Source organism: Chryseobacterium sp. HNCC26DJ238 (assembly GCF_057180465.1).
The window spans coordinates 1-18,735 of record NZ_JBXUGI010000006.1; the positions used below are offsets into that span (position 1 = coordinate 1).

An 18,735-nucleotide genomic window follows, 5' to 3' on the forward strand; every position below is an offset into this window, starting at 1 on the left:
CAAAATTTATTATTCTATCGTTTCTTTTTCTTCTTCTTTTTTATCCGGAAAAATAACTGACAGCAAAACTGAGATGACCAATACTCCCCCCACAATTCCTAACGAAACGGGTGATGAGATATGATACCAGGGTGCAATCAACATTTTAACTCCGATAAAAGCTAAAATAATTGCCAAACCATAAGGAAGTTTGCTGAACATATGAATAAAATTCGCCAACAGGAAATACAGTGATCTCAATCCTAATATCGCAAAAATATTCGATGTATAAAGGATAAAAGGATCTTTTGAAATTGCAAAAATCGCCGGAATGGAATCAACTGCGAAAAGTACGTCCGTAAACTCTATAACAGCCACTACAACCAAAAGCGGAGTCGCCATCCTGATCCCATTCTGTATGGTAAAGAATTTATCTCCATCATAGTTGTCAGAAACTTTCCAGAAACTTTTGATCAGTTTTGCACCTGCAGTATCGCTGTAATCTTCATCGTCATCATCACCGCCATCACCCCATGATTTGATTCCCGCATAGATCAGGAAAAATCCGAAAAGGGTCATCACTACATTGATTCTTACAGGATGACCAAAAATATTCATTTCCGGCAGATAGGTAAGATCAATCAGTTCAACTCCTGCAAAAATAAAGATCGCCCTGAAGATCAGCGCTCCGATAATCCCCCAGAACAGAACCTTATGATGAAGGAATTTCGGCACTTTAAAGAAACCGAAAACCAGAATGAATACGAATAAGTTATCTACTGACAGTGCCTTCTCAATCCAGTAGGCAGCCTGATATTGCGTAAATTTCTCAACTGCAATTGCATGGCTTCCCGCCGTTCCGTCTGTATTGAATACCCAATACACAACTCCTGAAAAAATCATGGAAAGTGAAATCCAGACTACTGACCAGATGGTTGCTTCTTTTGAGGAAACCTCATGACTTTTTTTGTTGAAAACTCCTAAATCCAGAAGAAGCATGATAACGACCGTTACCGCAAATCCCCATACCAAACCAGGGTGAAGATCTAAAATATTATGTTGTTCCACTTTAAATTAATATGTGTTATTATATGATAAAAGCAATAGCCGTAAAGATACAGGTATTGCTGTTAAATTTATCTTGTTTTGATCAAAAAATGAAATCATTGACAGAGTTTGGCTGAAACATAAAAAAACAGTTTTTCTTACCATCCTGGAATAAAACAGCCCTTTTCTATCGAATTAAATTCGAAAAAATCATCTTACAAATATTTTTGCTGAACAGTCTGAATCGTCTGCTCTAATTTTCTGTCAGCTGTAGGATCTCCGATCGCATTGAATTTCCATTCGTTGTTTTTTTTGTAGAAAACTCCCATTACCATTGCAACGTGGCCACTGAAAGATTTGTCGTTGGCAATATCATATTTAGCGAAGACTTCTTTTACGCTCGTTGGAGTTCCTTCATAAATACGGATTGACGCAAAAGGAATGGTTCCGAAGTCCTGACCTTTATAACTGTTTAAAACCAAAGCTACATGCTCAACCGCAGGATCCAGTTTAGCAAAATCCACTGTGATTACCTCATTATCCAAGCCGTCATCACCCCCCGTATCACCTGTTAAATCGTCTCCGCTGTGCTTTACAGAACCGTTCTTAGATTTCAGGTTTCCAAAATAGATGATCTCAGTTGCATTTTTATTGGCATCATATAAAATACAGCTTCCGTCTAAATCCACTGCTTCTTTTGAAACTCCACCGAAAAAACTTTTTTTCTCAATGGCTCCCCAGTTGATTCCTACACAAGCCTGCGTAAGGGTTGTTCCATTTTCTTTTGTAAGGTTTATTCTCTGACCTTTTTGTAAGTTAATAGCCATATTTATTTTTTTATTTAGTTATGTTTTGAATCTTTGTTCTATTGCTACAATTTATTTAAAGCAAAATCCACAAAGTTTTTTTTTAAAATGCTGTATATTTTTCGTTTGCAGAGGCGTACCATTGAGCAAAGAAAAACAAGTCTTTTACAATTTTAAAGTTTTAGGTAAAATAGATATTGAAAATTTTCACTTTTACTTTTCTTAATTATTCAAGTTTAAATTCAACATCGCACGAAGGATATTGGTTTCTTCATTGACGTCAAATATTTTACTCATGATATCTACATTTTCGAGATTTCGTTGATAGTCTTTCAAAACAGCGTCAACACCCTCCGGCAGGATTCTTTTGTTTTCGTGAATCGTTTCCTCAAGCTGTTCGTTTCTTCTCCTGAGCTGATTCATCACCGAAGCCTGATTAGATTCGTTTTCTGAAGTATCCAGATAAGATAATTCGTCATCAATCAAATACAGTCTTCTTTCTTCTATATTAAATATGAAATGCTCATCAGACTGAAAAATCTTGAACAATTCATACTCATCCCGACCCAATCTAAATCCACAAACAAAACGAACTTTAAAATTCCTGATATTCAGCCTGCCTAATAATTTTCTCTCAATTGAATAATCCTGATACTCGTAAGACGGAACGTTACCTAACTTCAGTTTTGTTTCATCAGCTTCCGTTCTGTAGAATTCTACCGCATATTTTTTATGAAAATACAAAACATCGTTCCAATTCAAACTCAATTTATCTTCGGTAAGATCTTTATACAGTTTTCTTAAATGTTCTGAAAAAATTCCGCTGTAAAATTTTCTGTCTGTTTCAAAATTATCAATTTTTTTCTCCTCAAAAGCATCAATGTACTGGTTGTTGATATTGATTTCATTGATTACCGCCAAAAGGTCATTTTCCTTTTTCTTTTTGATCTTCGTGAGCAGTTCTATCAGACTGTCAGTATACTGTAAATGGAACAATTCGAGTTTATTATAATCTAAAGTCTTGTTTTCTTCAAACAGTTTATGAATGATATCTGTCTTGATATACACTGATATCACGTCAATATTTTCAAAGAAATTAGAGAGAAGTTTAAGCCTTGTTAATCTTCTTCTACTCTGAGACATTATGATTGCAACCTCATCATCCACGCTTTCAGTTTATTTTAACCTCTGATATTTGCTTTTAATTCTGATTCTAAAGTCTGTAGATCCTGATCCAGTTTTCTTCTGCTTTCGGTACCTTGTTTTTGAATTTGCTTCACTTCATTCAGGGTATTGATCAACATTGCAGTAGTCTCTTTCAAAGTTTCAGCAGAAACGATAGTCTGCTCGTTAGCTTTTGCCACATTGATTGAATTCTGACCCAGACGTTCTGCATTTTTTCTCAGAATTTCTTCTGTTGTAGAGGAAACTCTCTGCTGAACTTCAATATTCTGCTGCTGTCTGTGCATAGCAACAGCTAATGACAGCTGATTTTTCCACACCGGTAAAGTGGTAGTCAAAATTGTCTGTGCTTTTTCAGCAATCGAAACATTGTTATTCTGTACCAACCTGATCTGAGGAAGTGACTGCATCATAATCAAACGAACCACTTTTAAATCAGCCAGTCTTCTGTCTAATCTGTTGATGAAATCTCTTTTGTCAGCAATCTGATAATCCGCAAAATTCTGAATATTGGTTTCCATGTTTGCCAGTTCAACTGCCGCTTTTTCCATTCTCAGATTTCCCGCAATTACTAATTCTTCAATTGCTTTGATAGAATTGACGTTGCTGTCGAAAATAGTCTGCAAAACTGCATTATCTTTGGTAGAAGTTATGATTCCTGCATTTACTTTATGCGAAATCTGATCAATATTGCTAGTGATTTTATCATATTTAGCAAAAAGATTATCTACTTGGGTCAACATCTTTTTCATAAAAGGAAGTCTGCTCAGGAAACCTTTAACGCCGCCGTTATTGATCTCATCGACATCTACATAATTTAATTCAATCAATAAATTATTGATTAACTCTCCTACTTCACCGGAGTTTGATCTTCTTACATTTCCTAAGAAACTGTCACTTTGATTCGCTAACGTTTTCTGCAAATCTGAACCGAAATTCACAATCGATCCAGGATTAGATTCATCAATAGCGTTTGCCATCAATTCATATTTATGACGCTCTGCATCATGAATCTGACTTAAATTCACATTTCCATCTCTGTCTATTAAAACTGCCGGCGCTGAACTTTGCGTTGGCTGAGCAGGTGGTATCGGCGTTGGCTCAAAGGTCTTTAAAGGCTCGATCGACTGAAGCGGATCTATATTTTGGTTATCTTGATTATCCATAACTGATTATTGATACATTGATACAAATTTCTCAAGGCCTTCTCTCTGTCCGCTACCTACCGCTTCAAATTTCCATTCTCCGTTTCTGTTGTAGATTCTTCCGAATTCTACCGCCGTTTCGATTGAGAAATCTTCGTCTAATTCATATTTTAAAATTTCTTCATTGGTATCTGTGTTAAAAATTCTAATGAAAGAGTTCCTCACCTGTCCGAAATTCTGTTTTCTGGCGTCTGCATCGTGAATCGTCACAACAACGGTAATTTCTTTAACTTCAGCATCGATTTTAGTCAAATCTATTTTGATCTGCTCATCATCGCCGTCACCGTCACCGGTCAGGTTATCTCCTGAATGGATCACTGCTTTATCAGGAGATTCAAGATTGTTATAAAAGATAAAGTGGTTATCTGAAACCAGTTTTTTGCCGTCATTCAGCAAAAACAGCGAAGCATCCAGATCGAAAGCCCCACCGGTTGAAGTATTGTTAGTATCCCATCCTAAACCTATTGTGAATTTAGGTGCATTTATATTTTCTCTCTGTCCTTTCTGTAAGTTAATAGCCATAATTAAGTTCTGTTTGTGTTAAAGTGTTTATATTAGTCTCGTATTCTTTTATCAAATGATAATTGTTGCTGATCGCAAGCTCAAGAAGGTGATCCATCTGCTCTTTTTTTATTTTAGACGTAAGATAATCAAAATTACCTGATTCTAAGCCTAAAATGTATTTTACAATTCTGGTATTAAACTGAAAACTTTGCCTCAACATTACTTCGGCAACATCCTGAACGTCTTTAACGGTATAGTAATTAAAGAAATTTTCAATTGTCGGATCTATATCAAAATTCGTCAGTTCTGCATAGTACAAAAACAGGAAATCAGCATCAACATTATACTCATTAAGAATTTTATTCACTGTAAATTCGTGACTGCCCGTAATTTTTATATCATCAATAAAAATACAGAGCTTTCCTTTCAGAAAACCTTTATCAAGGTAATACGTATCATTGGCAATCAGATTTTTCCTGTCTTCAAAACTCAGGTTTCCATAATCTGTCGTATACGTGTGATTTCTGTTGATCTTTGACAGAATACTCGATTTTTTTCCTTTTTGGAATAGATAAAAATCAAGTTGTTTTTTGAAATAAAAACATAAAAAATTTGAAGCCGTAGGAATTGCCATATACGGGCTTGGCAATACAACAATCTCCTGATCTGTATTTAAAATTTCGTGGTGATCATTAATAAATCCTTCAAATAATTCTTTAGCGAATTTTTCAGCGTACGATTTATCACCGTATTTAAAATAGCTGTATTCCCCGGGTGAAAAAGTAAATTCGTGAGCGGAGTCTATCTTATGTAAACTGTAGCGTGTGTTCATATTAAATTTGGTGTGTGAGTAAATGTGCGTTAAAGCCAAAATCTTTTGCCCCTTTATAATCTGCTATCGGGTTATCACCGATATGTAAAATCTTACTTAATGGAAGATCCTGATTTTTCAGCTTGTTTTTCACTTCCTGAAAAACCTGAGGATTTGGCTTTGAACAATTGATTTCGTCAGAATAGATGTGAAAATCGATATATTGGTCAAGATTTTCTCCGACCAGAAATTTCCTCATTGTTGTTCCTTTGATAAAACCTGTATTGCTTAAAATACTGATCGTTTTATCCTGATTCCTGATTTCCTCAAAAAACTGATTAAGGTTTTCAAAAATGATAACCGGCTTATATTCTAAAAACAGTCCTTCACTTTTTTGATAAAACTCACCCAGTTTTTTTTTGTTGATTGTTTTCAGGTCAATATTCAACGCTCCCAATATCAAAAGATAGATCTCATAGGTATCAATATTACCGCCGGCAACTTCGTTGATCGTGTTACAGAGATCATCATAGTATTTTACAGTTTTCGTAATCTCTTCCAGGGAGCTGTCTATATTAAAGAATGAACTGAAAAGTTCGACTCTTTTTGTTTTAAATTCCGGATGAGATTTTATCAATGTAAGCCACAGATCAAATGAAAAATGAGCATGGTTCCGGATGTCGATATCTGCTTTCAAAATAGTTGAAGTTATAGTTTTTTATCTGATATAAAAAAGATTGAGTTGTATTATCTATATTATTTTTTAAATCAACCGGCTCTGAATATCAATTCTACCCAAAGATAAAATTTTTCTGTCAATCTGTATTTTTTTTAAGATTATTTAAGAGTTAATGAATTCAAAATTTTAAATCCGGAAATAAGAGATTTTTTTAGAATATTTTAAAACTGATTATATGACAGTCTTAATATATTTCTTCTAAATAACTTTAAAACAAAAAAAATATTTTAAACAATAATCAAATAAATAACTTTTTTTAACATAAATATGACAACGAAAATCAAATTAAAAAACAAATAAAACACTAATTAAATAAATTAAATGATGATAATATAAAATTAATGATGATAATATAAAATTAATAGGTATATTTGATAAACCATTAAAATCTATACCTATGAAGAGAATCTTTCTACTTTCTTCACTTTTGTTTTCATTATGTGCCAATGCACAAACTCCAAATTATGTTCCTGCATCCGGGCTTGTAGCCTGGTGGAGTTTCACCGGAAACGCAAATGATTCAAGCGGAAACTCCAATAATCTGACTGTAAACGGTGCCACTCTGACAGCAGACAGAAACGGAGCTGCAAATTCCGCCTACGCATTCAATGGATCAACCGGTCACCTGACAAAATCTTCACTGTCGTATAATTTTGCTCAGAGCGGCACTTATTCTATTTCATTCTGGATGAAAAAAACAGGAAATACAGAAGGCGTTGCGATGATGAGCGGATCAAATACCAGCGGAAATTTCATCTGGCTTTTGCAATGCGACACCACGAAAACCATTTTCGGAACCAACAAGCAAGGTGAATCATGGACCTGGGCCAACGGACCTAATTATTCAACTACAGCTTGGGAACATTTTACAGCGGTCTACAACGCTCAAACCATGCAGCTTTACAAAAACGGAGTCTTAACCGCCACAACAACAAACACCTACACTAATTCAACATCAGCCGCAATGCCTTTCTATATAGGAAGAGCTATTGGAGGCGGAAATATTGCAGCAAGTATTGATGATGTAGGAATCTGGAGCAGAGTTCTGACCACCGCAGAAATCAACCAGCTTTACAGCAGCAGTCTTTCTACCCATGATATAAAAGCTGTGAAATCAGATATCAGCATAGCACCGAATCCTGTAAGTGACATCCTGTACGTCAATATTCCTCTAAAGGGTATAAACACTTATAAAATTACAGATATTAACGGAAGGACAGTACACAATGGCAATTTAGACCAAACAAACAGAATTAACGTTTCTTCTCTGATCAAAGGCACTTATTTCCTGGAAATCAATGGTATTTCAAACTTAAAATTCCTGAAAAAATAAAACTTTTTTTTCAAAAACCGTCTCTGCAACAATCCATGAGGCGGTTTTATTTTTTAATTCCTGAAAAGATTACTTTTCCGGCATTACCTTATAAGTAGGGTCATCCTGAATATTAACATCAATGACCGCTTCAGCATTTTTCAACAACTGTCTACAGTCTTTACTCAAATGCCGTAACTGAAGTTTTTTATTATTTTGAGCATAACGTTTCGACAGCTTATCTAAAGCATCAATAGCACTCATATCGACAATCCTGCTCTCTTTAAAATCGACCACAACCTCATTAGGATCATCTGCAGGATCAAATTTATCAGCAAATGCTGTCACAGAACCAAAAAACAAAGGTCCAAAAATCTCATAATACTTGATTCCTGCATCATCAATGTATTTCCTGGCTCTGATTCTTTTTGCATTATCCCACGCAAACACCAGAGCCGCAATGATCACACCCACCAAAACCGCCAAAGCAAGATTATGCAGCACAACGGTAATCAAAGCAACAGTGATACCTACAAAAATATCAGATTTCGGCATCTTGTTCACAATCCTGACTGAAACCCACTGGAAGGTGGAAATAGCCACCATCATCATTACCCCTACCAGAGCTGCCATGGGAATCTTTCCGATCAGAGGAGCTCCGAAAAGAATAATCAGTAAAATAGCAACCGAAGCAACAATCCCTGAAAGCCTCACCCTGGAACCGGCATTGAGATTAACCAGCGTCTGAGCCACCATCGCACAGCCACCCATTCCTCCGAAAAAACCGTTGGTCATATTAGCCAGCCCCTGCGCAAAGGACTCTTTATTTGCATTTCCTTTAGAATCTGTAATTTCATCAACCATTGATAAGGTCAGCAGAGACTCAATCAACCCCACCCCTGCCATAACAGCAGCATAAGGAAATATAACCTGAAGCGTGTCCAGCGAAAAAGGAATGGCAGGAATATGAAATACGGGAAGACTTCCTTTGATATCTGCAATATCTGCAACAGTCTTGGTATCAATATTAAGACCGAGGACAAGTCCAAAAACAACGATAATTGCCACAAGAGAGGCAGGCAGCAGCTTCGTCAGTTTAGGAAAGAGGTAAACAATCGCAATCGTCAGAGCAGTCAGTCCACCCATTACGTATAACGAAGTTCCCTGAAGCCAGTGTGAAGCGCCATCAGCATCAATAACTTTGAACTGTTCAATCTGCGCCATGAAAATGATTACCGCCAGACCATTAAGAAAACCGTACATCACAGGTTGTGGAATCAAGCGCACAAATTTCCCTAATCTGAAAACACCGACTAGCATCTGAAAAATTCCGGCAAGCACAACAGCTGCAAACAGGTATTGGACCCCATGAGATTTTATTAAAGCAATCAGTACTACGATGGTTGCGCCTGCACCTCCGGAAACCATCCCGGGACGGCCGCCGAATACAGCAGTGACCAGCCCCATCATAAAAGCAGCATAAAGACCTGTTAGCGGTGACAGTCCGGCAAGGATAGCAAATGAAAGCGACTCAGGAATCATGGTCATTGCAACGGTAAAGCCGGCAAGCAATTCATTTTTGTAATTTATTTTTTTTGAAAAATCAAAAAGGGTGAAGGTATTTTTCATGGAGAACTTTCCGGTTCGGTAAATTATGTATATTACAACAAAAACGTTGAAAATTTATTTAAAATATAATTTTCATTTTTTTATTTGATTCAGATCAATTTAATCTAATAATTCACTAAATCATTTATATTTTTTGATTGGCAAAGGTAATTACTATCCATAAATTACACAATCTTTGAACGGAAAGAATTTGTGCATCCCAAAACAATGTATCTTATTGAAAACCTTAAAGTAAGCCTTCAATATCACCATAATTAATAGGCATATTCCCTTTTATTAACGTTCTATTATCAACATAAATTAATTATTGTTAATAATTATTAAATGTGATCTTAGTGATTTATTGGTTAATTTTTTTTAAATTTGGAGTATTGATAAGTTAATTTTCAATCAAATAGTGGGATCAGCTTTAAATTTCCCATTTTAGAAAAACAGCTATAACAATTCACCACAAAAGGAAAATAATACAAAAGCTGACGGTAATGAAACGTAACCCATAATCAAAGATGCCCCCTCCCCTTTGATTAACTTGATTGATGTTTTTAGAAAAAAAGAGTTTAAAATTCAATAATTATCATAAATATTTGATTTCATGATATTTAAAATAAGTAATAAATTTTCTGATCAGTCATCATCTTATTGATCCGCTTATGGCAAACCCTTAAAAAGCATAATACGAAGCTTTATTAAAAACACAAATACTTATCAGTTATTGATTAATGAAAAATATTTAAAAATAAATCATTATTTATAAATGTTATACAAAGTAATACATATAGGCCAATCGATCAAAGAGCTTGTGGATCAGAAAGAGATTACCATAGAAAGAATCTGTAATTTTCTCAGTAAGGACGAGGAATTTGTAAACAACGTTTATAAAAGCAATTCTATAGATACGGAAGTTCTTTTAAGATGGTCAAAACTGCTGGAGTATGATTTTTTCAGACTTTACAGTTCACATCTGATTTTATATGCTCCACCGTCTGCTGTCAACAAGACCCAAAGCAAATCAGACAGGGCTCCGCAATTCAGAAAAAATATTTATACGCAGGAGATTAAAGATTTTATTCTTAAGCAGATCACTTCCGGAGAAATGACCCAGGCAGACGTCATTAAAGAATATTCAATTCCAAAGAGTACCCTTCATCGGTGGCTGCAGAAAAAACAACCATAAATCACCAAACATATATTAAAATGAGGCCAAACTACAGTAAAATCTATCACGATCTTCTCCTTGCTGAATATCCGGAGAAATTACAGGACACTAAAGTCAAACAACTCCTCAAGAACCTCAACACCAGCGATGAGGTTATCAGGTTCAATGAGAAAATTTTCAAACAGTCGAAAGAAAGCTTAGAAAATAATCAGAAACTGAGAACGTATGACAGGGAAACGATGCTGAAAATACTCAACTATCAGAAACAGCACGGATTCTCCAGTAATTATATTTCCAAAAAATATAAAATCAGCAGAACAACCATTGCGAAATGGAAGAAAATCTGCGAAGATGACATTCAATAACAAAAAAAAGAGAAAATGCTGCATTGACCGCAGCATTTTCTTTTCTAAAACTTAGTTTTTATTCAAAACATTTTTAATCCCTTCAAGACCTTCACCTAATTGCGCCAGCAAAGCCACGATCTGGTTCATCCGGTCACCTTCATCCAACCCCCTGATCATCTTATTTTTCATAAAAGTCTTTTTAATGTCGTCCCAGCGAAGCATTTCAGAATCCGACTGTATCCCCATCAACTCTTTCAGCTGAAGCATATTATATTCAGACCCAGTAGTCAAAGTCTGAGATTCATTCTGATAATGATCTGAAACAATCTTCGCTATTTCTTCCTCCTTTAAAATCGGTTGCACCTGAGCCATCAGTTTATTCATATTCCGGTATGAGCCCTGAAGCTTAGAGGAAGATTCGTTCCGATATTCATCTGACATTGCCGCAGATGCAATGTACCGTCTGTTAACTTTCAAAACCACATCTCTTACTTTAATCGCATTTTCAAGTACTTTCCTGAGGTCTGAAATTTCATTTGAGGTGAAATTCCCGGTCAACTTTGCGTTGGGAGAACCTGTCTCAATACTTTTATATAAGCTGTACAGATTCTCCATTTCCTGATGGGTAAGTCTGAGTCAGATACTCATTTGACATCAGGGAGTTTTCAATCAAACTTAAATCAAACAGTTCCGTTTTACTCCCTGAAATCGCGCCTAAATTATAAGTGACCTTTCTCCAAAAAACAGGATTAATTAAAAATAGATTTTCAAGAAATAATTAATTTTAAATAAAAAAATCCTTTCCGAAATTAGGAAAGGATAAGATTAATAAAAGGTAAAATACGAGAAAAGAAAATGCGGGGCATGTCTAGCCGGAGTCGAACCGGATAACCTTGCCGGAGTTACCGACTGCGCTATTCCTCCCCATTTGTGAGACGATGTATCTTTTCTCTACGACACTTTTATATTTTTAAACAAGGCCAACAGCCAAAAAGCGCAATCGTGCTCTAACCATCTGAGCTACTTTCCGAATAGGCATTGAGTTTTTATTTGTGGAAGAGATGGGATTGTTCATTGTCTTATTATTAATTTTTATGTATTCACGGATGCTTTACATTTTGAACCCTGACCATCCCGTCGTAATATCGAAGCAACACTATTCTACGGCACTTGTTTGTTTATCTTTAAATTAAAAAGAGGCAAATGGCAAGAAAACTACGAATAAGTTTTAACACTTATTTTTTGGATCTGAACCAAGATCATAAGATTTACCGAAGTAAGTTTTCTTTACTGCACTCTTTATTTGAGTTGAATTAAAATATGAAAGACTTCCCAATCTTTTTCAAGACCGTTTGGACTCGAACCAAAATTACACCTAGAAGTAAGTCTTTACTACGACACTCTTTATTTTAAATCAAGGTAAAAAATATAGAATCTCTCAGTGCTTTTGCTCTACCAGCTGAGCTACTTTTCCCGAAGAAAAGACAGGGTTGTTCATAAATATTTTATTATATTTTTTGAATTCACGAATACTTCGTATTTCGAACCTGTGACCCAATGTTTACGAAGTATGATTCTAAAACGACACTTGATTTTTACGTTTAAATAGTTTTCAAAACCGAGCAATTTTTAAAAAGAGTTTTTTAGTTCAATATCAAGTCGAAGGAACTCTTTTTTACGGCATCGGTTATTTTTAAAGTAAGGTAAAAATTCAAACAGAGACGTACTGACAGAGCGATACCATTACGCAATCACAAAATTTCAGTGAACAGGAGTCGAACCTGTATTGCTGTCCCCAAACGAAGAAATTCTGTTTTACGGCACTTACTTTTTATTTTTAATACTAATGATTTTTTGATGAAACAAAATTAATTTGTTAGTGCGCATTCTTTTTACGCAGTTGGAATTATTTTAAATTAAAAACCAAGTAACAGGTTATAAGAGTTTTTGAATGTTGTTCAAATTTTAAGTTTGACGATGGAACCCTTAATTTATGACATTGGTTCGTATAAACCGAGCGATATAGCGAAAGGACTCTATGTCAATTGGAAGTCGAAGGATTTCTTTTCTTATGGTATCAGTTTGTTTTTATATATAATGAGTCATCCTGAAAAGATCTAAAATGCAATTTTAAGTCGTTGAGATGCTTTCAGCATGACATACTAAGTGTTAAGTGTTTTTCATCAATTATCTCTTCGAATTGCTAAACTAGCCCCGATTGCAGCGGCATCCTTTTTTGTTATTGCGATTGCAAAATAGTTCAACTATTTACTCCTTTGTTCGCAATAACAAAAAAGATACAGCGGAAAGCGGGAAATAGCTCCTAAATTAAAACAGTATTTCATTCTGAACATTACTCATTATTTATTACTCATTATTTATTACTTATAATTAAATCACAGCAATACTTTTTTAATCATTTCTACTGCAGATTTTCGGTCTTCCAAAGCGTTCAATACATCGAAAATTTTATCGGACCAGCCTGCAATAAGATAGACATCATTTTTTCTGACATCCAACGGTGGTTTTCCGTAACCTGCCAAATCAAAAATATACAATTTTGCGTTTGGATTAATCTTTTTATATCGGCTCCATGAGTTTTCAAAAGCATTGGTAAATCCACCGGTATCCCACATTTGAGTATCGGTAAACAGCATAATTTTGTCTGCAATTTCCCGCTTGGTGATCAAATCTTCAAGCACCAGATGACCGTTTGTGGAGTAACCTACCTCACCTTCTCTTTTGTAGAATGCATCTACGTTTCTCAGAATACCATTTTTAGGCATCGGAACTCTTTTCCAACGGTCACCAAACATCCCTGAAATGACATTTTTACACTGCGACTGCAACATCATCGACATCAACAGACCGATATCGTACAGTAATATCTTAGATTTCGGCGTAACAGGCTGTTGCATCGAGCCGGAAACGTCTGCCGCAATCACGACCGAAGTTTCGAAACCAAAACCTTTGATGTTTTTAGCACTCACCATTACCGCATCTTCTAATGCTTCCAAAATTGATGAGATGTATTTTGAATCGATGTTTTTCAATTCTCTGTACGCCGACAAAAATCTGAATGGTAACTGTTTTGAGTTTCTCACTGCTTTTTCATCTGACAAATAGTTGCACACTTTGTACATCGCATCCGAAGAAACGTTGGCTTCCAAGATATTTCGCAAGTTTCTCAAAGTTGCCATATAACCCAGTTTATTGCTGAAAATCAGTTCTTCCCACTTGTTTCTGAAAGCTGACTTCCTTTCCTCATCACCAACAAATTTCGTCTGACCCAAAACCGAAAGTTCAACTTCCCAAGTGTAAGGCGTTTCCAACGAGTCGTTGACGATTTTGTTGAAAATTGCCTGCTGATTTTCATCTTTTGCTTTTGGGTGAACCAAGAACAAAGCATCTTTCAAAGTCACTTCTGCCTTTCTGTTATTCTTTGCGAATTGATATTCATCAAATTTGTTGAAAGATTTCACCAAACCTTTTTGGATTTGTTTTGAAAGTCTGTTCAACTTTTTTGTTTCTGTTCTTTCGTTTGCCAATTGGTAATACGCCAACAATTCTGTGATTTCATCAGCTCTTTGAATCACTCCGTCAACGGTTTTGCTCACCAAGTCTGTACCTGAAGTCTGTTTCGCCAATTCGGTAGTCAAAACCAATGGAATCGAACGCAAATACATATCTTTTCTTGCATAAACCGCCAGTTTTGCAACGAAATCCGGATCGTTTTTCAGAATCAGAGACTGGATTCTCACCAATCTGTCATTTCCTTTTTCGTAGGTTGTGCTTGATAGTCCTGTTGTAACAACAGCACAATATAGTTCCTCTGCAGGTGTCATTTTATAAGCTTTTGCACCTTCGTAGTTGGTTACTACATTATTTGATTTTCTTAAAAAATTAAATTTCATAATTACTGTTTTTATTGTTAAACATTTGGAAGACGAGCACTTCCTCTCTGATTTCTGATGCAAAGTAAAAAACTAATTACGTAATCATTTTGCGTAGATAGAATTTTTGTGAAAAAGTTTCTAATTTCTCAGACTAACTAATAAAAAGTTTAAAAAAATTATAATATCTAAAAAGTAGAAATCCGACAACGCTTCTAATAATGAAATTAGATTTCTCCGGAAACCTAAGATTCGACGTAGTCAATGACAAAGATGCTGTTGAGTCTATAATGAATAAAATCTATCTATCATTCATTTCATGTAAAGGGATCAGGAGTTTGAAGTTTTTGCAGATCCGTTCTGTAGCTTTGCTATACATTAAAATTTAAGCCATGATAAAAGGATTATATGAAACTCATGTACAGGTGAGCAATTTAGAAAATTCCATAAAATTTTACACTGAAGTTTTAGGATTGCAGTTTGCTCATCATGATGAAAACCGTCCGATTGCATTTTTATGGATTGGAAAAAACAAAGAATCGATGCTTGGTTTGTGGGAGCAAAAGGAAAATTTACAAACAAGACATTTTGCTTTTTCGGCGGATACAAATGACATTCTGAATTATTCAGTTGATTTTTTGAAAACTAAAGACATACAACCTTACAACTTCCTGAAGAACGAGTCTGTCCAACCGATGGTTTTCGCCTGGATGCCTGCGTTAGCGATTTATTTTAATGATCCCGACGGTAATCAACTTGAATTTATTTCAGTTTTGGAAGGAGAAGGAAAACCGGAACTGGGAGTGATTTCTTATGAGGAGTGGGTAGAAAAAAAATAAAAATATTCTTTTAATTTTCACCTTGCTAAATTGTTACACCCTTACAATCAATCCCTTTGCAGACACCAATATAAAATTTTTGCAATATTTTTCACATCATCTACTCCTCTGTGATGAGTGCCCTCCAAAGGGAATTTCAGTGCTTTCAAAGCTCTGTCCATTCCTACACTTTTTCTGATTGGATGAAGTTCAGCGAATAAGGTTTTCACGTTGATGTGGTCATCACTCAAAGGATAATCAAGATTGAATTTTCTTGTCTGTTCATTAAGCATACTCAAATCGTAGTTTCCGTAGCTTGCCCAGGTTAAATCTTCAGGACTATATTTTTCCCTCAGGATATCTAGAGCATCTTCCAGCAAAACACCTTCATCATCAAGCATTTCCTGCGTGATGGAAGTCAGTTCCGTACAAAACGGACTTACTTTTGAATATTGTGGTTTTACTAAGATCCCTTCGTTTTGCGAAATCTTTCCGGTTTTCGTATCCATCATACAAACTCCGATTTCTATGATTTCACTTTCCTGTCCTCTCGGCGGTCGGTCATTCCAACACGTAGCTTCGAGGTCTATCATTAATATTTTATCTGTTGTTTTCATTTTGTTTATTTTTTTTAGGCTGGAAGTTTGAAGTTGGAGTCTGGAAGTAAATTACAACCTGTAAATACTTCCATATCCAACATCCAGCTTCTGGCTTATTAATTTCTAGGCGCAAACGGTGGTGTCCATTTTTTCTTTTTCATCAATTCCCTGACTTCCTCGTAAGAAATCGGATAGAAATTATGACAGTCTACACCAACATCGATACTTAAAGCCATTTCATCATCCGGTAAAGTCCCGTGAGAATGCCCGTAGAGCTGCCACGTTCCCCGGTGTGAGCCGTTCCAAGTCCGCATCGCGTAATGGAAAAGAATGATTTTTTGTTTGCCTTCTTTAATTTCCGGCTCATCAATTCTCAATTCGTGGTAATCTCTTATCGAATCAAACCGTTTTGGATAAGTTAAAGTTGAACCTTCGTGATTGCCTTTTATCAAATGGATATTTCCATTCAGCCTATCCAAAGTTTCTTTGGTAAAATCCGGTTTGCCCAAACTGACATCGCCTAAATGATAGACAATATCATTGACACCAACTCTCTCATTCCACCGTTTGATGAGTTCTTCATTCATCTGTTCCAAAGACTCAAAAGGACGTTCGGAAAATTTTATAATATTGGCATGACCAAAATGATGGTCTGCCGTAAAAAATATATTTTGTTTCATTTTTTTATTTGTTTAAATGTTCACAGTAAGTCCCGATAAATACTTTCGAAACTACACTTTAACAGTCATCAATTCTTCTTTTATAATATCGATGACCAAGGAATTCAATTTTTTATTGATTCTTTTTTGCTCTTCTTTTTCTACGGTTGTGAAAGTGTTCGGGAAATCATTCTCAAAATCTTCCAAAATATCTCTTGAAAAAAGACCAATTATTTTTCCAATCATTTTCGGGTCAAATTCTCCAATCTTGCTCACCACGTTAGCTAACCTGTTTGCAGTTGCATATTTTTGAATTTCTTCCCAGATATTCTGAACATTTTCGCTGAAACGAACTTCTTTTTGAACGGGTCTGTCTTTTCTAACCATTTTAGATTTCTCGGTCCATTTTTCGTTTTTATTTTTCAAAATGACCCTTGAACCGTTTCCAAAATATTTAGTTTTCAAAGTTTTGACGATTGTTCCTTCACACCTATTATTTTCGATTGCAGGCAATCCCAACCAAACCGGAATTTTAGAATCGAAATCGTTCGGGAATTTCAAAGCTTCTTCCAACGTTCCCTGAAACAAGATTTTTGCATAGAAAAATCCGGTTTCATCGAAAATTTGATTGACCAAATCCGTATCTAAATAAGTAGTTCCATTCAACTTAATATCAAAGGCATAAAATTCATTGTAAGGCGCATATTCAACACCTTTTTGAACTTTTATTGCATCTTTTACTGGCTCAACTTCTTTGTGTTTGTAACCACCGCCGAACAATTCACCGTAAATAACCACAGTTTCTAAATCAGGGTAAATTGCTTTCACTTTTTCGAAGACATCAATTACGTTTTTTCTGTAACGTTCTAAAATTTTATGTGCATTATAGAATTTCTCATCCTTTTCGATGAAATCGGTTCTCTTGGCAATCTTAATTTCTTTTCCTTCGGTAAAGAAAGAGAAATTAGCGCCATGAACCTTTTCCTGTAGAATGAAAACCTCATCACCAAAACCCTGCAATTTGATTTGGTCAATCACACGGGTTTGGTAAGCATTTTCTATAGAGTTATATGTTTTGAAAATCATTTTTTTAGGTTTTAATAGTTTTTGAAATTTGTCAAAAGGCTTTCAATATTTTCCTTTCCAACGGGATTCATTGAGTGGCAATAGAATTCCGGCAGATCTACATCATTATCCATACAATATTCCACCAGCCATTTCGCACAATCGTAGCCTGTCTTTTCGACAAACTCCTGAGAATTAGGCTCCAAATAATGTTCGTCTGCGAGGTCGTGGTCAAAAGAAATCATTTCCGGAAGTCCTTCTTCCAAAATCCTGTTGATAAACTGCTCGTAATTTCGTATGATATTCCAATCTTTTCTGAGGAAAATATCCTGTTTTGTATAATGGTAAACCTCAATCGGATATCTTATATCATCCAGAAACAGTAATCTTTTTGTTATTTCCATTATTTAATTCTTTTGTTAGATGCCGGAAGATGATTCCTGATGTTTTTATAGCACCGTCAAAAACTTTCAGTTCCTGCTTCCTCTCTTACACCATCATATCCGCACAATTGGAACTTGCAAATGCATAAGGTTTTGCTTTAAAAGTGTAACCCATTCCCAAAATATATCCCATGGCGTCTTTAAGAGCCACGTTGGATTTGAATTCCGGATCGGTGTTGATGTCCGCATGAACTTCCATTTCTACATCGTACGTTTCCAAAATAGAGCAGATGGCATAAGCAATTTCTACGGATTTGTTAACCTCATTAAGCATTCTTTCCTTGATACTGATTTTTTGAAATTCTCTTTCTTTTCTGATAAAGGTAAACGCTCCTTTTCCCTCACGGATAAAGACAACTGCGGTTGCATAACTGATCTCATTACCATAAACGTGGGAATCTGAACCTACACAAACTTTCAGTCGGTGTCCATTTGCCTGTTCACGGATGATGGCTTCTTCTACCAAATGGGTAATGGTGTTTCGGAAAATCTTTCCGGTCATGTTTTGCCATGTTTGTTGTTGCGTTTCCATTTTTTCTAC

Annotated in this window: 19 protein-coding genes; 4 read left to right on the forward strand and 15 right to left on the reverse strand. The window is 35.6% G+C overall.

Translation table 11 applies throughout. From position 1 onward, the window contains the following. Positions 1-9 precede the first annotated feature (9 nt). The 7 genes from AC2A07_RS07020 to AC2A07_RS07050 all read right to left on the reverse strand — a co-directional run bounded on the left by AC2A07_RS07020 (position 10) and on the right by AC2A07_RS07050 (position 6,231). Positions 10-1,047 carry a TerC/Alx family metal homeostasis membrane protein gene (locus tag AC2A07_RS07020; RefSeq protein WP_484049831.1) on the reverse strand — a complete coding sequence of 346 codons (1,038 nt, stop codon included), beginning with the start codon at positions 1,045-1,047 and terminating at the stop codon, positions 10-12. Positions 1,048-1,241: 194 nt separating this feature from the next. Beyond that, entirely contained in the window at positions 1,242-1,853 is a 612-nt protein-coding gene (locus AC2A07_RS07025) for a TerD family protein (protein WP_314494374.1), read from the reverse strand. Between the two features lie 201 nt (positions 1,854-2,054). Beyond that, a complete protein-coding gene (locus AC2A07_RS07030; RefSeq protein ID WP_484049832.1) occupies positions 2,055-2,975 on the reverse strand; it encodes a hypothetical protein in 921 nt (306 codons plus the stop codon). A gap of 38 nt (positions 2,976-3,013) precedes the next feature. Beyond that, a complete protein-coding gene (locus AC2A07_RS07035; protein WP_484049833.1) occupies positions 3,014-4,180 on the reverse strand; it encodes a toxic anion resistance protein in 1,167 nt (388 codons plus the stop codon). 6 nt (positions 4,181-4,186) lie between these two features. Further along, a complete protein-coding gene (locus AC2A07_RS07040) occupies positions 4,187-4,741 on the reverse strand; it encodes a TerD family protein (RefSeq protein WP_484049834.1) in 555 nt (184 codons plus the stop codon). Beyond that, entirely contained in the window at positions 4,731-5,555 is an 825-nt protein-coding gene (locus AC2A07_RS07045) for a phosphoribosyltransferase family protein (protein WP_484049835.1), read from the reverse strand. Before AC2A07_RS07045 ends, AC2A07_RS07040 begins: the two co-directional genes overlap by 11 nt. A 1-nt stretch (position 5,556) precedes the next feature. Beyond that, on the reverse strand, positions 5,557-6,231 hold the full coding sequence (locus tag AC2A07_RS07050; protein ID WP_484049836.1) for an HAD family hydrolase: 675 nt from the start codon (positions 6,229-6,231) through the stop codon (positions 5,557-5,559). A gap of 439 nt (positions 6,232-6,670) precedes the next feature. On the opposite strand from AC2A07_RS07050, the gene AC2A07_RS07055 reads away from it, so the two are divergent. Beyond that, positions 6,671-7,606 carry a LamG-like jellyroll fold domain-containing protein gene (locus tag AC2A07_RS07055; RefSeq protein WP_484049837.1) on the forward strand — a complete coding sequence of 312 codons (936 nt, stop codon included), beginning with the start codon at positions 6,671-6,673 and terminating at the stop codon, positions 7,604-7,606. Positions 7,607-7,675: 69 nt separating this feature from the next. On the opposite strand, the gene AC2A07_RS07060 is transcribed toward AC2A07_RS07055, so the two are convergent. Further along, positions 7,676-9,214: a SulP family inorganic anion transporter gene (locus AC2A07_RS07060; RefSeq protein ID WP_484049838.1), complete on the reverse strand. Its 1,539-nt coding sequence runs from the start codon at positions 9,212-9,214 to the stop codon at positions 7,676-7,678. A 754-nt stretch (positions 9,215-9,968) separates the two neighbouring features. On the opposite strand from AC2A07_RS07060, the gene AC2A07_RS07065 reads away from it, so the two are divergent. Together AC2A07_RS07065 and AC2A07_RS07070 are read left to right on the forward strand one after the other, a co-directional pair. Further along, positions 9,969-10,388: a transposase gene (locus tag AC2A07_RS07065; RefSeq protein WP_484049839.1), complete on the forward strand. Its 420-nt coding sequence runs from the start codon at positions 9,969-9,971 to the stop codon at positions 10,386-10,388. A 20-nt stretch (positions 10,389-10,408) separates the two neighbouring features. Beyond that, positions 10,409-10,735, forward strand: coding sequence for a helix-turn-helix domain-containing protein (locus AC2A07_RS07070; RefSeq protein WP_314494391.1), 327 nt, complete (start codon positions 10,409-10,411; stop codon positions 10,733-10,735). A gap of 51 nt (positions 10,736-10,786) precedes the next feature. Here the strand turns inward: AC2A07_RS07070 and AC2A07_RS07075 are convergent, their stop codons facing one another. Next, on the reverse strand, positions 10,787-11,332 hold the full coding sequence (locus AC2A07_RS07075; protein ID WP_484049840.1) for a hypothetical protein: 546 nt from the start codon (positions 11,330-11,332) through the stop codon (positions 10,787-10,789). A 1,781-nt stretch (positions 11,333-13,113) separates the two neighbouring features. Then, entirely contained in the window at positions 13,114-14,631 is a 1,518-nt protein-coding gene (locus AC2A07_RS07080; protein ID WP_484049841.1) for a TROVE domain-containing protein, read from the reverse strand. A gap of 371 nt (positions 14,632-15,002) precedes the next feature. On the opposite strand from AC2A07_RS07080, the gene AC2A07_RS07085 reads away from it, so the two are divergent. Continuing rightward, complete coding sequence (locus tag AC2A07_RS07085; RefSeq protein ID WP_484049842.1) at positions 15,003-15,449, forward strand: VOC family protein; 447 nt, start codon at positions 15,003-15,005, stop codon at positions 15,447-15,449. A gap of 47 nt (positions 15,450-15,496) precedes the next feature. Here AC2A07_RS07085 and AC2A07_RS07090 read toward each other — a convergent pair whose 3' ends face one another. From AC2A07_RS07090 to AC2A07_RS07110, 5 genes are all read right to left on the reverse strand, one after another. Further along, positions 15,497-16,045 (reverse strand): 3'-5' exonuclease, encoded by a 549-nt coding sequence (locus AC2A07_RS07090; RefSeq protein ID WP_484049843.1) that lies wholly within the window; start codon positions 16,043-16,045, stop codon positions 15,497-15,499. A gap of 98 nt (positions 16,046-16,143) precedes the next feature. Further along, entirely contained in the window at positions 16,144-16,707 is a 564-nt protein-coding gene (locus AC2A07_RS07095; RefSeq protein ID WP_484049844.1) for a metallophosphoesterase, read from the reverse strand. 51 nt (positions 16,708-16,758) lie between these two features. Beyond that, positions 16,759-17,772, reverse strand: a complete 1,014-nt coding sequence (locus AC2A07_RS07100) for an RNA ligase, Rnl2 family (RefSeq protein WP_484049845.1) — start codon at positions 17,770-17,772, stop codon at positions 16,759-16,761. A gap of 11 nt (positions 17,773-17,783) precedes the next feature. Beyond that, positions 17,784-18,155 (reverse strand): cyclic-phosphate processing receiver domain-containing protein, encoded by a 372-nt coding sequence (locus AC2A07_RS07105; protein WP_484049846.1) that lies wholly within the window; start codon positions 18,153-18,155, stop codon positions 17,784-17,786. Between the two features lie 85 nt (positions 18,156-18,240). Then, positions 18,241-18,726: a ribonuclease H-like YkuK family protein gene (locus AC2A07_RS07110; RefSeq protein ID WP_314494411.1), complete on the reverse strand. Its 486-nt coding sequence runs from the start codon at positions 18,724-18,726 to the stop codon at positions 18,241-18,243. Between the last annotated feature and the right edge of the window lie 9 nt (positions 18,727-18,735).

Excerpts from the sequence above, each read along its gene's own strand:
- AC2A07_RS07025 (WP_314494374.1), bottom strand. The coding sequence starts at position 1,853 with ATGGCTATTAACTTACAAAAAGGTCAGAGAATAAACCTTACAAAAGAA.
- AC2A07_RS07080 (WP_484049841.1), bottom strand. The coding sequence starts at position 14,631 with ATGAAATTTAATTTTTTAAGAAAATCAAATAATGTAGTAACCAACTAC.
- AC2A07_RS07065 (WP_484049839.1), top strand. The coding sequence starts at position 9,969 with ATGTTATACAAAGTAATACATATAGGCCAATCGATCAAAGAGCTTGTG.
- AC2A07_RS07100 (WP_484049845.1), bottom strand. The coding sequence starts at position 17,772 with ATGATTTTCAAAACATATAACTCTATAGAAAATGCTTACCAAACCCGT.
- AC2A07_RS07030 (WP_484049832.1), bottom strand. The coding sequence starts at position 2,975 with ATGTCTCAGAGTAGAAGAAGATTAACAAGGCTTAAACTTCTCTCTAAT.
- AC2A07_RS07105 (WP_484049846.1), bottom strand. The coding sequence starts at position 18,155 with ATGGAAATAACAAAAAGATTACTGTTTCTGGATGATATAAGATATCCG.
- AC2A07_RS07040 (WP_484049834.1), bottom strand. The coding sequence starts at position 4,741 with ATGGCTATTAACTTACAGAAAGGACAGAGAGAAAATATAAATGCACCT.
- AC2A07_RS07060 (WP_484049838.1), bottom strand. The coding sequence starts at position 9,214 with ATGAAAAATACCTTCACCCTTTTTGATTTTTCAAAAAAAATAAATTAC.
- AC2A07_RS07085 (WP_484049842.1), top strand. The coding sequence starts at position 15,003 with ATGATAAAAGGATTATATGAAACTCATGTACAGGTGAGCAATTTAGAA.
- AC2A07_RS07075 (WP_484049840.1), bottom strand. The coding sequence starts at position 11,332 with ATGGAGAATCTGTACAGCTTATATAAAAGTATTGAGACAGGTTCTCCC.
- AC2A07_RS07070 (WP_314494391.1), top strand. The coding sequence starts at position 10,409 with ATGAGGCCAAACTACAGTAAAATCTATCACGATCTTCTCCTTGCTGAA.
- AC2A07_RS07055 (WP_484049837.1), top strand. The coding sequence starts at position 6,671 with ATGAAGAGAATCTTTCTACTTTCTTCACTTTTGTTTTCATTATGTGCC.
- AC2A07_RS07035 (WP_484049833.1), bottom strand. The coding sequence starts at position 4,180 with ATGGATAATCAAGATAACCAAAATATAGATCCGCTTCAGTCGATCGAG.
- AC2A07_RS07090 (WP_484049843.1), bottom strand. The coding sequence starts at position 16,045 with ATGAAAACAACAGATAAAATATTAATGATAGACCTCGAAGCTACGTGT.
- AC2A07_RS07110 (WP_314494411.1), bottom strand. The coding sequence starts at position 18,726 with ATGGAAACGCAACAACAAACATGGCAAAACATGACCGGAAAGATTTTC.
- AC2A07_RS07095 (WP_484049844.1), bottom strand. The coding sequence starts at position 16,707 with ATGAAACAAAATATATTTTTTACGGCAGACCATCATTTTGGTCATGCC.
- AC2A07_RS07045 (WP_484049835.1), bottom strand. The coding sequence starts at position 5,555 with ATGAACACACGCTACAGTTTACATAAGATAGACTCCGCTCACGAATTT.